We start from the raw sequence: 14,384 nt of genomic DNA on the forward strand, positions 1-14,384 counted from the left end.
GACGAAGTCCATCGCGAAGCGACGCCGAAGGCGCCCTTGACTTTGGAGGGGCGGCCCCGTACGCAAGCGCCACCCCACCACCCGAACACCCCTCTCGCCGATGCCCTCAAACACCCTTATTCAAGATCCCCGAACACCTTCGCCGAACTCCACAGAAGATCCCCACGACACCACACGGCACCACCCTGAAGATCGTTGCCCGATCAGCGCCCGCCGCACCTGACCCGACCTCCAAAAAAACTTCGCACCGCCCACTTCAACCACATCCGCGCAGCACCCTCCTCGGACCAGCCCCAACCCCAGCCCCAGCCCCAGACACACCATCACCCACCCACCCCCTCTCTCCCCCCACCTCCCTCCCGTCGAGGGATATTCGGTCGACCTCGCCAGCCGGACTATCTATGGTCGACCGGATGTTGAGCGATGCGCAGATCGATGAGTTCGCCGAGCGCGGCTACCTTGTAGTTCCGCAGGTGGTCACCGGCGACATCCTCAACAGCGCGATCCAGCGGATCGACGAGGTCATCGCCGCCGAGCCGCCCGCCGGGGACAAGCATGGGGCCCACTTCTACTTCCTCGACACGAAGGACGAGCCGACCCTGATCGCGCCCCTGACGCGCAGCGCGGCATTCGGCCTCGCCGAGGAGCTGGCCGGTCGCGGCACGTTGGAGACTCCCGGCCAGGTTCAGATCTCGTTGAACATCCCGCCGTACTCGCATCGGCCCGGTGCGCCTCATATCGATGCGGCCAATGCCGAGCCGACCGGTGGGCCGGTCCGTGGCACCTTCACCATGCTGGCCGGGATTTTGATGACCGACCAGCTCGCCGAGAACTCCGGCAACCTTTGGGTCTGGCCGGGGACGCATCTGACCCACGCCGACTATTTTCGCCGGCATGGCCCTCAGATGTTCTGTGCCTACCCTCCGATCGACCTTCCCGAGCCCTTGCAGATCACTGGACGCGCCGGCGATCTACTGCTCGCGCATTATCTGCTCGGGCATAATATCGGCGGCAACTACGAGTCCGAGCGGACACGCCGCGCGCTGTATTTTCGGCTCAGCGGTGTCGACCATGCACGCCATCGCGAAGAGTTCCTTCAGGACGCATGGCTGGACTATGAGTCCATCTCTCGGCGCTCCCAATAAATGAGGCCGCCATGAGGTTTAAAGGAAAGGCAGCCGACCTGCGTTGGTTCTGGCGCCTGCGGTGACGGCCATCCGCGCCCACGCGTTGAGACAAGTAGTCAGGTTTCTAGGACGAGGTTCCGATGCGGGCGTAGGAGGCGGGACGGCTCAGGCGGAGGTAGAGCGCGAAGGCCACGCCCAGGACGGCGGCGGCGAAGATGAGCCCCGGCAGCGCCCACGTGAGCGCGGAGCCCTTCTCGGCGCCGAGCAGCGCGTCGAAGTTGAGCAGGCTCGCGACGAAGACGGCGCCCAGCCCGGCGCAGGCGACGGCGGGGGCGATGAGGCGGTTCCAGGCGTTCTCGCCGCGGTGGTCGTGCGCGAAGTAGGCCACGACGGCCGCGGACGTCAGGGCCAGCAGGAGGATGACTCCGAGCGCGCCCAGGTTGGTGAACCAGTTGAAGAGGGTGAGGACGGGGTCCTTGCCGGAGAAGGCGAAGACCGCCACCACGACCGCGGCGAGCACGGTCTGCGTCAGCGATCCGATGTGCGGTGAGCCGTGCCGGTCGTGGGTACGGCTCAGCGGGGCGGGCAGGACGCCTTCGCGGCCGAGGGAGAAGAAGTAGCGGGCCACGGCGTTATGGAAGGACAGCAGCGCCGCGAACAGGCTGGTGACGAGGAAGAGCTGGGCGAGGTCGGCGAACGGCTTCCCGACGTGCTCGGCGGCGAGGGCGAAGACGAGGCCGGGCCCGTCCTTCTGGGCGCGTCCGATGATGCCGGCCGTGCCGGTGCCGACGGTCATCGCCCAGGCGGTGAACGCGTAGAAGACGCCGATGACGGCGACGGCGATGTAGGTGGCGCGGCTGATGGTCCGGCGCGGGTCGCGGCATTCCTCGCTGTAGAGGGCGGCGGCCTCGAATCCCATGAAGCTGGCCATGGCGAAGCAGAAGGCGGCACCGACGGCGCCGTCGCTCGCGGCGTGGAACCCGAGCGGGCCGAGGGACACGCCGGACGGGGCGTCCGCGAGCTGGGCGAGGTCGAAGACGAGGACGGTGAGGAACTCGACGGCGAGGAGCACGCCGAGGACGCGGGCGTTGAGGTCGACGCGCCGGAATCCGAGGACGGCGACGACGGCGACGCCGAGCAGCGCGACCGTCCACCAGGGCAGGTCGAGGCCGGTCTTGGCCTTCAGGAGGTCGGCAGTGGTGAAGCCGAACAGCCCGTACAGGCCGATCTGCATGGTGTTGTAGGAGATGAGCGCGACGAAGGCGGCGCCGACGCCGGCGGCGCGGCCGAGTCCGTGGGTGATGTAGGCGTAGAAGGCGCCGGCGTTGGTGATGGAACGGCTCATCGCGGCGTATCCGCCGGTGAAGACGGCGAGGAGCACCGCGAGGATCACGTACAGCAGCGGGATGCCGACGACGCCGGTGACGGCGAAGGAGGTCGGCAGGCCGCCGGCGGCGACGGTCAGCGGCGCGGATGCGGCGACGACGAAGAACACGATCTCGGGGACGCCGATGCGGCGGCGTCCGGTGCCGGAGGACGAGGGGGACACGACTTCGGGGATCGCCATGTGCGGCTCCAGTGCCGGGACGGCGGGCCCTAGATCGTTTGGGCCCGCACGATTTCGCTGCCGTGGATCGTACGGGCTCAAACGAGCCCCGACAAGGGTAGATTCGCAGTCGGCCCGCGCGAAGGCGCCGGGCCGCACCCGGGGAGGACGCGCGTGACCGGCCATCACACACTGCAAGAGACCGAGCAGGCGATCCAGCGGCGGCTCGGCGACGTGCCGCTGCGCCACGACGCGATGATGGCGGTCTCGAACATCTACCGCGCCGCGGCCGCGATCCGGCAGCACTTCGAGAGCTCGGTGCTGCGCGGCGCGGACCTGACGTGGACGGCGTTCGTCGTGCTGTGGGTCGTGTGGATCTGGAACGAGATGGAGACCCGGCACGTCGCCGAGGAGGCCGGCATCTCCAAGGGCACGCTCACCGGCGTGGTCAAGACGCTGGAGGGGCGCGGGCTGATCGAGCGCGGCTCGCACGCGACGGACGGGCGGCTCGTCCTGCTGCGGCTGACCGACAAGGGGCAGGAGCTGATGCGCGGGCTGTTCCCGGCGTTCAACGCCGAGGAGGCGTTCGTGGTGGAGCGGCTGAGCGGGGACGAGAACCGCGCGCTGGCGCAGACGCTGCGCTCCGTGGTCGAGCACCTGGAGGAGGAGGGCGACGCGCGCCGGGAGGTGCTGCGGGCCGAGTCGCCGTTCCCGCCGCGCCGCTCGGGCCGCCGCCCCCGCACCTGACCAGCCCTCGCACCCGACGAGCCTCCCTGCCTGAGGAGTCTCCCCACCCGACCGGCCTCCGCACCCGACCAGCTCCCGCACCCGACCAGCTCCCGCACCCGACCGGCCTCCGTACTCGCCCCGGCCCGCGGCGCGCCGGCGCCCCTTGCCCGCGATCGTTTGGGCCCTTACGATGCGCCCATGACTCCCCGCTTCGTGCTCGTGCTCAGCGAGAACTGGACTCTGACCACCGGCCGCGACCTGCCCGTGCTCGTCCGCTGGGCGCGCGAGGCCGAGGACGCCGGCTTCGACGCGGTGATGGTCAGCGAGCACGTCGTGCTCGGCCCCGACGCGGGCGCGGACGGCGTGATGGGCAATCCCCGCGAGTACGCGCTGCCCGGCAACCAGGACCCGTTCACCCCGTGGCCCGGCTCGCTGATGCTGCTGGGCGCGATCGCGTCCGTCACCACCCGGATCCGGCTCGCGGCCGCGGCGGTCCTCGCGCCGCTGAAGCACCCGCTCGCCCTCGCCCGCGACATCGGCACGCTCGACCTGCTGTCGGAGGGGCGCCTGGTCGTGCAGCCGACGGTGAGCTGGAGCCGCGACGAGTACGCCGCGCTCGGCGTCCCGTTCGCCGAGCGCGGTGCGATCCTCGACGAGCAACTGGAGATCTGGGACCTGCTGTGGCGCGGCTCGCCCGTCTCCTACCGCGGGAGGCACTTCGCGTTCGAGGACGTGTACTTCGAGCCTCGCGCGTACCGTCCCGACGGCCCGCGGATGTGGTTCGGCGGGCAGCACCTGCACGCCCGGCTCCTCGACCGGCTCGTCCGGTACGGGCACGGCTTCCACCCGCTGGGCCGCCCGACGCCGGACGAGCTGGAGCGGCTGCGGGCCGGGATGGCGGCGGCGGGACGGGACGCGGCGAACCTGGAGATGATCGGCGGCTGCCGCCCGGTGTTCCCCGACGACGACTCCGTCTCGCCGCTGGAGCCCGCCCTGGAGAGCATCCCGGAGCAGCTCGCGCAGGGCTTCACGACGTTCTGCATCAAGCCGTCGCAGTTCACCGACGACCCGGACGGCGTCGGCGCGTTCTGCCGCGAGGTCGTCAAGCGCACCGAGGCCCTGCTGGCCTGAAAAACGCCGCCGCCCCGACAGAGACGCCGCCCCGACAGAGACGCCGCCCTGAAGAGACGTCCGGGCCTGCGCGCGCGGCGCAGGCCCGGACCACCCCGACCACCCTTCAGCGGCGCGGTTTGCGGATCCCGCGGAACTCCCAGTCGCCGCCGAACGCGGTGGAGACGACCTCTTCGGACGCGGTCGGCTGCGCGCCGCAGTCGTCGCGGATCGGCACGGGCCCGGCGACGATGTGGTTGCGGAGGCGTCCGAGCCCTTCGGCCTCGACCTCCACGACGTCGCCCGGCCGGACGGGGCGCGAGTTCGCCGGCGTGCCGGACAGCAGCACGTCCCCGGGGCAGAGCGTGATGGTGCGGGCGATGTCGGCGACGAGGTAGTGCATGTCCCACTCCATCTCGTCGGTGTTGCCGTCCTGCACCAGCTCCCCGTTGACGTAGGTGCGCAGGTACTTGCCGTGGAAGTCCCAGCCGGTGACGAGCCCGGGGCCGAGCGGGCACAGCGTGTCGGAGCCCTTGACGCGCAGCATCGACCCGGCGTCGGTGTCGCGGAAGTCGTGCAGGCCGTAGTCGTTGGCGACGGTGTACCCCGCGATGTACGCGCCCGCGTCGGCGGGCGCGATGTTGCGGGCCGTCCGGCCGATGACGATGGCGATCTCGCCCTCGTAGTTGAGGTACTCGCAGCGCTCCGGACGGACGACGGCGCCGCCGTGCGCGTTCAGCGCCGAGACCGGCTTGTGGAAGTAGGTCGGCGCGGGCGGCAGCTTCGTCTGGAACTCCTCGACCCGGCTGCGGTGGTTGAGGTGCACCGCGATCACCTTGGACGGCTCGCAGGGCGGCAGGTGGACGGCGTCGGCGGCGCGCACCCGGCGGCCGTCCGCGCTCACCAGCTCGTCGCCGTCCCGGATCACCTGCGTGGCGGCGCCGTCCAGCAGTATCCGTCGGTACTCGCGGGTCTGCGGGGCGTCCCCTGGGCGGGCGCTGTCGGGCATCAGGAGGTCCATCCGTTCTCGGGGCGGTCGAACCAGATGTGCACCTGGCCCGTTCCGACGGAGTTCTCGTACCGGCTGTAGAGGCGTCCGGGGGCGCGGCACGCGTGCTCGCCGAGGGCGCCGATCATCATCAGGTAGTGGCCGAAGCGGGCCTCGGGCTTGAAGGTGAGGAAGTCCGGCATGGTGTCGAGCACGCGGGCGTGGTCGCCGTCGCGCAGCCAGGCGATCCGCTGCTCGTCGGCGGCGCGCGCCTCGGGGGTGAAGATGTGCTCGGGGCCGGACGCCTCGTGGTCGCGGATGGCCCGCAGCGGCCAGAACGTGTGCGACAGCGCGCCGGACGCGATCAGCAGCACGCGCCGGTCGGTCGCGGCGACGGCGTCGCCGAGGGCGCGGCCGAGGCGCAGGAAGTCCTCGGTGTCGGCGGTCTGGCACACCCCGATCGACATCCACCGCTTGCCGGGGAGGCCGAGGTACGGGTCGTCGCGCACGCCGAGGTGCGTCCACAGGTTGACGGTGGCGTAGAAGATCGGCAGGTACGGGTCGTCGATCGGGGTGATCCACGTGCCGTGCTTGTCGGCGAAGCCCGCCACCGCCCGCGCGAGCTCCGGGTCGCCTGGAAAGTCGTACGGCATCCGGCACATGCCGCGCGGGAGCTCCTCGGACGTGTACAGCCCGGCGCGGCGCTCCTGCGCGGTCGTGACGAACTCGACGGTGGTGGCCCAGTGCGAGTCGAGGACGACGACGGTGTCGTAGTCGTCGCGTTCGAAGACGTCCGCGCGCAGGTTCCTCAGACCCGAGACGAGCGTGGTGTCCTCGCCGTGGTTGAGCTCGCGGCGGGTGACCTCGGGCAGGACGATCGTGGGGACGTGCGCGAGGAGTCCCGCGCCGACTACCTCGCCCATGGGGCCGTCACCGTGTTCTTCACGTCGCAGTAGAAGTCGAAGCTCCAGTCTCCGCCTTCGCGTCCCATGCCGGATTCGCGGGCCCCGCCGAACGGCGCGCGCAGGTCGCGGACGAAGAAGCAGTTCACCCAGACGGTCCCGGCGACGAGTCGCGAGGTGACGCGCCGCGCGCGCTCCGGGTCGCCCGTGGCGAGGGTGGCGGCGAGGCCGAACCGGGTGCCGTTGGCCATGGCGATGGCCTGTTCTTCGGTGTCGAACGTCTGGAGCGTCAGCACCGGCCCGAACACCTCCTCGGTGAGGATCTCGGCGCCTTCGGGTGCCCCGGTGAGCAGTGTGGGGCGGTAGTAGAGCCCGCCCAGTTCCTCGTTCGGCCCACCGCCGAGGAGAGCGCGCGCGCCGGCGTCCTTTGCGCGCCGCACGAACCCGTCGACGCGTTCGAGGTGGCGGCGGTGGATCTGCGGGCCGATGTCGGTCGCCTCGTCGCGCGGGTCGCCCTGTTTCAGCGCGGCGGCCTTCGCCAGGAACCGCTCGGTGAACTCTTCGGCGACGGACGACTCGACGAGCAGCCGCGTCGCGGCGAGGCAGACCTGCCCCGCGTTGTCGTACTGCTCGACGGCGAGGTCGACGGCCAGGTCGAGGTCGGCGTCGGCGAACACCAGCAGCGGCGACTTGCCGCCCAGTTCCAGCGACAGCGGCGTCAGGTTCGGCGCGGCGGCCGCGGCGATCGCCTTCGCGGTCGGCACCGAGCCGGTGAAGCTGATCCGCCTGACGTCCGGATGCGCGGTGAGCGGGCCGCCGACCTCGGCGCCGTAGCCCTGGACGACGTTGAACACCCCGTCCGGCAGCCCGGCCTCGGCGGTGATGCCGGCCAGCAGCGACGCGGTCAGCGGCGTCCACTCGGCGGGCTTCAGCACGACGGTGTTCCCGGCCGCGAGCGCGGGCGCGATCTTCCACGTGGCCAGCATCAGCGGCGCGTTCCACGGGGTGATGAGCGCGCAGACGCCGGCCGGGTCCCAGCTCACGTGGTTGGCGTGGCCGCGGGTGTCGAAGTCGTCGTGCCCGAGGTTCAGCAGCCAGTCGGCGAAGAACCGGAAGTTGTGCGCGACGCGCGGCATCACGCCGCGCCGGTGCGAGCGGATCAGCGCGCCGTTGTCGGCGGTCTCGACCTGCGCGAGCTCCTCGACGCGCTTGTCGACGCCGTCGGCGATCGCGTGCAGCAGCCGCGCCCGCTCCTCCCGCGACGTGCGGGACCAGGCGGGGAACGCGGCGCGGGCGGCGGCCACCGCCGTGTCCACCGCGTCCGGGCCGCCCCGGGCGATCTCGGCGATCGGCCGCTCGCCGATCGGCGAGACGTCCTCGAACGCGTCCGCCGCGCCGACCCGCTCGCCGCCGATCCAGTGGCCGGGCTCGACGGCGACGCCGGCGACTGTTGCCATCGCTGCACCTCCAGTTTGTTTGGTCCCAAATAATCTAGGAAGCCGGGATGGCGGAGGTCAACCCGGCCGGGTTAATGTTCGGTCCCAAACGATTTTCGCAGGACCGTGCTCGCAGGAGGGCCATCCGTGACCGACGTCCCGTACCGGGAGTGGCTCGACCGGGCCGCCGTGCTCGCCCCGCACACCGGCCACCACATCGACGGCGCGTTCCGGGACGGCGGCGCGACCGTCCCGGTGGTCTCGCCGCGCGACGGCGCTGCCATCGCCCGCGTCGCGTCCGCCGGGACCGCCGAGGTGGACGACGCGGTCGCCGCCGCCCGCCGCGCCTTCGACACCGGCCCCTGGCCCCGCCTCGCCCCCGCCGAGCGCAAGGCCGCACTCCTGCGCTGGGCCGGCCTGGTCGAACGCGACCGCGAGACGCTCGCGCTGCTGATCAGCCTCGAGATGGGCAAGCCGATCACCGAGGCGTACGGGATCGAGCTGCGTGCGATCGCCGGCTGCCTGCGCTGGTACGCCGAGGCCGCCGACAAGCAGCTGGACGAGGCGCCCCGCACCGCGCAGGGCTCGCTGGCGCTGGTGACCCGCGAGCCCGCCGGCGTCGTCGCGGCCGTCGTCCCGTGGAACTTCCCGCTGACGATGGCGGCATGGAAGATCGCCCCGGCGCTCGCCGCCGGCTGCACGGTCGTGCTGAAGCCCGCCGAGGAGTCGCCGCTGTCCGCGCTGCACCTCGCCGCGCTCGCCGCCGAGGCGGGCCTGCCGCCCGGCGCGTTCAACGTCGTCAACGGGCCCGGCGAGGTCGCCGGGCGCGCGCTCGGCGAGCACCCGGACGTGGACGTCCTCGCCTTCACCGGCTCCACCGAGGTCGGCCGCCACTTCCTGCGCTACGCCGCCGCGTCCAACCTCAAGCGCGTCTGGCTCGAACTCGGCGGCAAGTCGCCGAACATCATCCTTCCCGACGCGCCCGACCTCGACGCCGCCGCCGACACCGCCGCGTGGGGGATCTTCTTCAACGCGGGCGAGATGTGCACCGCGCCGTCGCGGCTGCTCGTGCACCGCTCGATCGCCGCCCGCGTCGTGGACCGCGTCGTCGCCCGCGCCGAGTCCCTGCGCGTCGGCGACCCGCTCGACCCCGCCACCGAGATGGGGCCGCTGGTCTCCGCCGCGCACCACGCCCGCGTCCTCGGCCACGTCGACGCCGCCCGCGCGTCCGGCGCCCGGCTGCGCACCGGCGGCCGCGCGGACGGCCCGTACCTCTCCCCCACCGTCTTCGACCAGGTCACGCCGGACATGCCGATCGCCCGCGAGGAGGTCTTCGGGCCCGTCCTCGCCGTCCTGGAGTTCGACGGCCTGGACGAGGCGATCGCGCTGGCCAACGGCACCGACCACGGCCTCGCCGCCGCCGTCTGGACGTCCGACCTGTCCACCGCGCACCGCGTGTCCCGCGCACTGCGCGCCGGGACGGTCTGGGTCAACTGCTACGAGGAGGGCGACATGAGCGTCCCGTTCGGCGGCGTGAAGCAGTCCGGGCACGGCCGCGACAAGTCCCTGCACGCCCTCGACAAGTACACCGATCTCAAGACGACCTGGATCGAACTGTGACGCACCGCCCCCTCATCGCCCTGCCCGCCCGCTTCTCGGCGAGCGCGTCCGCCCTGCGCTACAAGGCGGAGGTGGCCGCCCGAGCCCTCGTGGAGGCCGTCTACCGCGCGGGAGGCGAACCGTTCGTCATGCATCCCGCCGCACCGTTCGACCCGTCCCGCCTGGACCGCTGCGACGGCCTGCTGCTGCCGGGCGGCGGCGACCTGCACCCGCGCCACTACGGCGACGCCACCGAGCACGAGGCCCTCTACGACGTGGACGACGCGCAGGACGAGTTCGACCTCGCCGTCGCCGCCCGCGCCCTGGAGACCGGCCTGCCCACCCTCGCCGTCTGCCGCGGCCTCCAGGTCGTGAACGCCGTCCTCGGCGGCACCCTCGACCAGCACATTAACCCCGACCACCGGCACAAGGTCCACCCGGTGGAGGTCACCCCCGGCACGCTGCTCGCCAAGGTCCTGGAGACCGATCGGATCACCGCGTCCTGCTACCACCACCAGGCCGTCGCGACCCTCGCCACCGGACTCACCCCGACCGCACGCGCCGCCGATGGCACGATCGAGGCCGCCGAGCTCGCCGACCCGCGCGGCTGGTTCCTCGCCGTCCAATGGCACCCCGAGGACACCGCGGCGTCCGACCCGGCGCAGCAGGCCCTGTTCACCGCACTGGTCCAGGCGTCCGCGCGGCCCTGACCACCGCGGGGAACGCCCGGTGTGACGCTCCGCACGCCGGGCCCCTGTAAGGGTTCACCCCGATGCGCAGCGTGGTCGTCTCATGACATGCTGTTGCCAAAGAGGGTGTCAGGGGGATCCCTCAGGACAGGAAAGCGATCGACATGCCGGACAACACCGAGCCCGGCCGCCCGGCCGTCCCGGACCTGGTCTCCGCACGGAACTGCAAGGCCCACAGGCTCGTCGCGTGGAGCCTCGTGGCGCTCGCCGCCCTGGCCGCGCTCGCCGCGATCCTGGCCTCGTCCGTCCCGCGGCGCCGCCGGGGCACCCGCCACCTGCCGCGCACCCGACCATGGCACCGCCGCCGCACCTCAGCCGAGACCCTTCAGTATTTGGACGACGACCCCGACGAGGACGAGGCGCCCCACGCCGGGCAGGACCCGCGCCACTGAGCCGGCTCAGGCGGTGGCCACGCGGGCGAGGTAGGAGTCGAGGAGGGCGGTCGTGCGGGCGATCGAGGCGGCCTCGGTGCGGCGCAGCTCGGCCATGATCGCGGCCGGGTCGGCGCCCGCGGCGCGCATCTCCGCGTCACCGCCGTAGGCCAGCCAGAGATCGAACTCGGCAACGGTGATCTCGGGATGGAACTGCAGCGCCATCGTGCGGCCGAGCACGAACGCCTGCGAGCAGACCTCGCTGCGGGCGATCTCCACGGCGCCGGGCGGCAGGACCCAGCGGTCGTAGTGGAACTGGAACCACGGGCCCGGGCCGACGAGCGACGGGTCGTCGGTCCGCACCTCCACCCAGCCCATCTCGGGACGGGGCGCGCGCTCGACGCGGCCGCCGAGCGCGGCGGCGAGGGCCTGGCCGCCGAAGCAGACGCCCAGCAGCGGCAGGCCGGCGGCGTGCGCCTTGGCGAGCATCGCCAGTTCCGGGACGACCCAGGACGCGACGCCGGGATCGTTCACCGACCACGGCGCGCCCATGGGAACGATGAGGTCCCAGTCGAGGGGGTCGGGGTACTCCACGCGCACGTCCGGCGTGCGGTGCCGTTCGGCGGGCACGACCGTCAGTTCCTCGACGTCGTAGCCGCGCGCGGCGAGCCGGTCGGTGACCGGGCCGGCGGGCGAGACGTGGTCGTGCTGGATGAGCAGGGCGCGCACGGGACCTCCTTGCCGTCCCGCAAATCGTACGTACCCAAATGAAATGGGGTCAACGGGACGGCCGGTAGCGGGCCTGCCGGGACGCGGCGGTGCCCGCGACGAGCCCGGACAGCTCCCGCTCGATCGCGGCGGCGGCCCGCCGGCAGAACTCCTCCGGCTCGTCGGCGGCGTCGGGACGCTCGTCGACCACGGCGTCGACCAGGCCGTCGCGCAGCAGGTCGGCCGACCGGACGCCCTGGGCCGCGGCCATCTCGGCGGCCCGCGACGGCGTCCGGTGGACGATCACCGAGGCGCCCTCGGGCGGCAGCGGCGCGAGCCAGCCGTGCCGGGCCGCGAGCACCCGGTCGGCGGGCAGCAGCGCCAGCGCGGCGCCGCCCGTCCCCTCGCCCATCAGCAGGCACAGCGTCGGCGCCGCGAGCGTCATCAGGTCGGCGAGGCAGCGGGCGATCTCGCCCGCGAGCCCGCCCTCCTCCGCCTCGGCCGACAGCACCGCGCCCGGCGTGTCCACCACGGTGACGAGCGGGAGCCCGAGTTCGGCGGCCAGCCCCATGCCGCGCCGCGCCACGCGCAGGCCGTCCGGGCCGAGCGGGTGCCCGGCGCGCTGGCTGTGCCGGTCCTGCCCGACGAGCACGCACGGCGCGCCGCCGAACCGGGCCAGCGCGAGCGTCAGCCCCCGCCCGGCCTCGCCCTGCCCGGTGCCCGACAGTGGCGTGACGTCGACGGCGCCGTACCGGAGCAGTTCCCGCACGCCGGGACGGTCCGGCCGGCGGGACCGCTCGATCGACTCCCACGCGTCGCCGTCCCCGGCGGGCTCTCCGGCAGGCGCCGGCGCTCCGTCCTGCGGCGGGCGCGCGCACAGGACGGACAGGGCCCGCGACGCCACCTCCGCGAGGTCGTCGAGACCCACGACCGCGTCCACGAGCCCCTTGGCCGCCAGGTTCTCGGCGACCTGGACGCCGGGCGGGAACGGCTCCCCGTACAGGCCCTCGTAGACGCGCGGCCCCAGGAACCCGATCAGCGCGCCGGGCTCGGCGGCCGTCACGTGCCCGAGCGACCCCCACGACGCGAACACGCCGCCCGTCGTCGGATGCCGCAGGTAGACGAGGTAGGGCAGCCCGGCGGCGCGGTGCGCCATCACGGCCGCGGTGATGCGGGCCATCTGCACGAACGCGGCGGTCCCCTCCTGCATCCGCGTCCCGCCCGAGGACGGCGCGGCGAGCAGCGGCAGCCGCTCGGCGGTGGCGCGCTCGACGGCCGCGACGATCCGGTCCGCGGTCGCCGACCCGATCGACCCGGCCAGGAACCGGAACTCCGATACGACGAACGCGACCCGGCGGCCCCGCAGCCGCCCCTCCCCGGTCACGACCGCCTCGTCGGTGCCGGCGCGCTCGCGGGCGGCGGCGAGGTCGTCGCCGTACGGCGTGCCGGGCGCGGGCTCCCCGGTGGGCGGGACGTCCCAGGACGTCCAGCCGTCCGCATCGAGCACGCGCCGCAGCAGTTCCCGAGCGCCGACCCGTCCCGTCACCGCACCTCCCCTGAGCCTCCAGGATGATGACCGCCTTCCCAGAATCATGACCGCGAACGCGGCCGGGCGGTCACCCGGGGTGGACACTGGGAGCGCACACAGCTCAGGGAAGGGAAACGCCGTTGCCCCCCGAAGCCGACGAGATCTGCTTCTCCTCCGCCCGCGACCTCGCCCGCCGCCTCCGCGACCGCGACCTGTCCGCGCGGGAGGTCCTGCAGGCCCACCTCGACCAGATCGAACGGACGAACCCGCACGTCAACGCCATCGTGACGCTCGCGGCCGAGCGGGCGGCGGACGAGGCCCGCGCCGCCGACGAGCGGCTCGCGTCCGGCGCGGACGTCGGGCCGCTGCACGGGCTGCCCGTCGCGCACAAGGACACCCACGCCACCGCCGGGATCCGCACGACGTCCGGCTCGCCGATCTTCGCCGACCACGTCCCGGACACCGACGAGCTGGTCGTCGAGCGGATGCGGGCGGCCGGCGTCATCACGCTCGGCAAGACGAACGTGCCGGAGTTCGCGGCCGGGTCGCACACCTTCAACCCGCTGTTCGGGCTGACCCGCAACCCCTACGACCCGTCGCGGTCGGCGGGCGGCAGCAGCGGCGGCGCGGCGGCGGCGCTCGCGTGCGGGATGCATCCGCTCGCCGACGGCAGCGACATGGGCGGCTCGCTGCGCAACCCCGCGTCGTTCTGCAACGTCGTCGGGTTCCGGCCGTCGCCCGGCCGGGTGCCGTCGTGGCCGGCCGCGGCGGGCTGGTCGACGATGGGCGTGCAGGGGCCGATGGCCCGGTCGGTCGCGGACGCGGCGCTGCTGCTGTCGGTGCTCGCCGGCCCGGACCCGCGCAGCCCCATCGCGCTGGAGACGCCCGGCGCCGCGTTCGACGTCCCCCTCGAACGGGACATGTCGGGCGTGCGGCTCGCGTGGTCGCCCGACCTCGGCGGCACGGTCCCGGTCGACCCGGCCGTCACCGCCGTCCTCGAACCGGCCGTGAAGGCCTTCACCGGCCTCGGCTGCGTCGTCGAGGAGGCGTGCCCCGACCTGACCGGCGCCGACGAGGTGTTCCGGACGCTGCGCGCCTGGCACTGGGACATCGTCCTCGGCGCGCTGCTGGACGAGCGCCGCGCCGACTTCAAGGCGTCCCTGGTCCACAACATCGAGGAGGGCCGCGCCCTCACCGCCGCCGACGTCGGGCGCGCCGAGGTGCTGCACACCGCGCTGTTCCACCGCGTCCGGGAGTTCTTCGGCCGCTACGACGCGCTGCTCCTGCCGGTCAGCCAGGTGCCGCCGTTCGACGCGGACCTGGAGTACCCGGACGAGGTCGCCGGGCACGCCATGCCCGACTACCTGGAGTGGATGCGGTCGTGCTTCCTGATCTCGGCGACCGGCTCGCCCGCGCTGTCGGTGCCCGCCGGGTTCACCTCCGGCGGGCTGCCCGTCGGGCTGCAGATCGTCGGCCCGCACCACGCCGACCTCGCCGTCCTGCGGATCGGGCACGCGTTCGAGCAGGCCACCGGGCACGCCCGGCGCCACCCGCCGCTCGCCTGACGCCCCCCGCACCGGCCCGGCGGGGC

The 14,384-nt window shown here is 73.2% G+C and carries 13 protein-coding genes; 7 read left to right on the forward strand and 6 right to left on the reverse strand.

Features of this window, described 5'->3' with window-relative positions; genetic code table 11:
- The first annotated feature begins 413 nt into the window (after positions 1-413).
- On the forward strand, positions 414-1,145 hold the full coding sequence (locus AB0C78_RS33490) for a phytanoyl-CoA dioxygenase family protein (RefSeq protein WP_360755804.1): 732 nt from the start codon (positions 414-416) through the stop codon (positions 1,143-1,145).
- Between the two features lie 106 nt (positions 1,146-1,251).
- On the opposite strand, the gene AB0C78_RS33495 is transcribed toward AB0C78_RS33490, so the two are convergent.
- A complete protein-coding gene (locus AB0C78_RS33495; protein WP_360755807.1) occupies positions 1,252-2,694 on the reverse strand; it encodes an APC family permease in 1,443 nt (480 codons plus the stop codon).
- 153 nt (positions 2,695-2,847) lie between these two features.
- Here AB0C78_RS33495 and AB0C78_RS33500 point away from each other — a divergent pair, with 153 nt between their 5' ends.
- Both AB0C78_RS33500 and AB0C78_RS33505 read left to right on the forward strand, forming a co-directional pair.
- Positions 2,848-3,420 carry a MarR family transcriptional regulator gene (locus AB0C78_RS33500; RefSeq protein ID WP_360755810.1) on the forward strand — a complete coding sequence of 191 codons (573 nt, stop codon included), beginning with the start codon at positions 2,848-2,850 and terminating at the stop codon, positions 3,418-3,420.
- Positions 3,421-3,600: 180 nt separating this feature from the next.
- The gene (locus tag AB0C78_RS33505) at positions 3,601-4,533 is read left to right on the forward strand and encodes a TIGR03619 family F420-dependent LLM class oxidoreductase (RefSeq protein WP_360755812.1); all 933 of its coding nucleotides are present in this window, start codon (positions 3,601-3,603) and stop codon (positions 4,531-4,533) included.
- Positions 4,534-4,639: 106 nt separating this feature from the next.
- On the opposite strand, the gene AB0C78_RS33510 is transcribed toward AB0C78_RS33505, so the two are convergent.
- Genes AB0C78_RS33510 through AB0C78_RS33520 form a run of 3 tightly spaced genes read right to left on the reverse strand, consistent with a single transcriptional unit; the run spans position 4,640 to position 7,859 of the window.
- A complete protein-coding gene (locus AB0C78_RS33510; RefSeq protein WP_360755814.1) occupies positions 4,640-5,521 on the reverse strand; it encodes a fumarylacetoacetate hydrolase family protein in 882 nt (293 codons plus the stop codon).
- Entirely contained in the window at positions 5,521-6,423 is a 903-nt protein-coding gene (locus AB0C78_RS33515) for a catechol 1,2-dioxygenase (protein ID WP_360755817.1), read from the reverse strand. The genes AB0C78_RS33510 and AB0C78_RS33515 overlap by 1 nt, the downstream gene beginning before the upstream one ends.
- On the reverse strand, positions 6,411-7,859 hold the full coding sequence (locus AB0C78_RS33520) for an aldehyde dehydrogenase (RefSeq protein ID WP_360755820.1): 1,449 nt from the start codon (positions 7,857-7,859) through the stop codon (positions 6,411-6,413). The genes AB0C78_RS33515 and AB0C78_RS33520 overlap by 13 nt, the downstream gene beginning before the upstream one ends.
- 126 nt (positions 7,860-7,985) lie before the next feature.
- Between AB0C78_RS33520 and AB0C78_RS33525 the strand changes: the two genes are divergently transcribed.
- From AB0C78_RS33525 to AB0C78_RS33535, 3 genes are all read left to right on the forward strand, one after another.
- Positions 7,986-9,458 (forward strand): aldehyde dehydrogenase family protein, encoded by a 1,473-nt coding sequence (locus AB0C78_RS33525; protein WP_360755823.1) that lies wholly within the window; start codon positions 7,986-7,988, stop codon positions 9,456-9,458.
- Positions 9,455-10,147 carry a gamma-glutamyl-gamma-aminobutyrate hydrolase family protein gene (locus AB0C78_RS33530; RefSeq protein WP_360755826.1) on the forward strand — a complete coding sequence of 231 codons (693 nt, stop codon included), beginning with the start codon at positions 9,455-9,457 and terminating at the stop codon, positions 10,145-10,147. The genes AB0C78_RS33525 and AB0C78_RS33530 overlap by 4 nt, the downstream gene beginning before the upstream one ends.
- Before the next feature lie 143 nt (positions 10,148-10,290).
- Complete coding sequence (locus AB0C78_RS33535) at positions 10,291-10,578, forward strand: hypothetical protein (RefSeq protein ID WP_360755829.1); 288 nt, start codon at positions 10,291-10,293, stop codon at positions 10,576-10,578.
- Between the two features lie 6 nt (positions 10,579-10,584).
- On the opposite strand, the gene AB0C78_RS33540 is transcribed toward AB0C78_RS33535, so the two are convergent.
- Entirely contained in the window at positions 10,585-11,286 is a 702-nt protein-coding gene (locus AB0C78_RS33540) for a type 1 glutamine amidotransferase (RefSeq protein ID WP_360755832.1), read from the reverse strand.
- Positions 11,287-11,335: 49 nt separating this feature from the next.
- Positions 11,336-12,859: a carboxyl transferase domain-containing protein gene (locus AB0C78_RS33545; RefSeq protein WP_360755835.1), complete on the reverse strand. Its 1,524-nt coding sequence runs from the start codon at positions 12,857-12,859 to the stop codon at positions 11,336-11,338.
- 74 nt (positions 12,860-12,933) lie between these two features.
- Between AB0C78_RS33545 and AB0C78_RS33550 the strand changes: the two genes are divergently transcribed.
- Entirely contained in the window at positions 12,934-14,358 is a 1,425-nt protein-coding gene (locus tag AB0C78_RS33550) for an amidase (RefSeq protein WP_360755837.1), read from the forward strand.
- Positions 14,359-14,384 lie beyond the last annotated feature (26 nt).

The organism is Actinomadura sp. NPDC048394, assembly GCF_040651755.1.
GTDB lineage: Bacteria > Actinomycetota > Actinomycetes > Streptosporangiales > Streptosporangiaceae > Spirillospora > Spirillospora montaniterrae.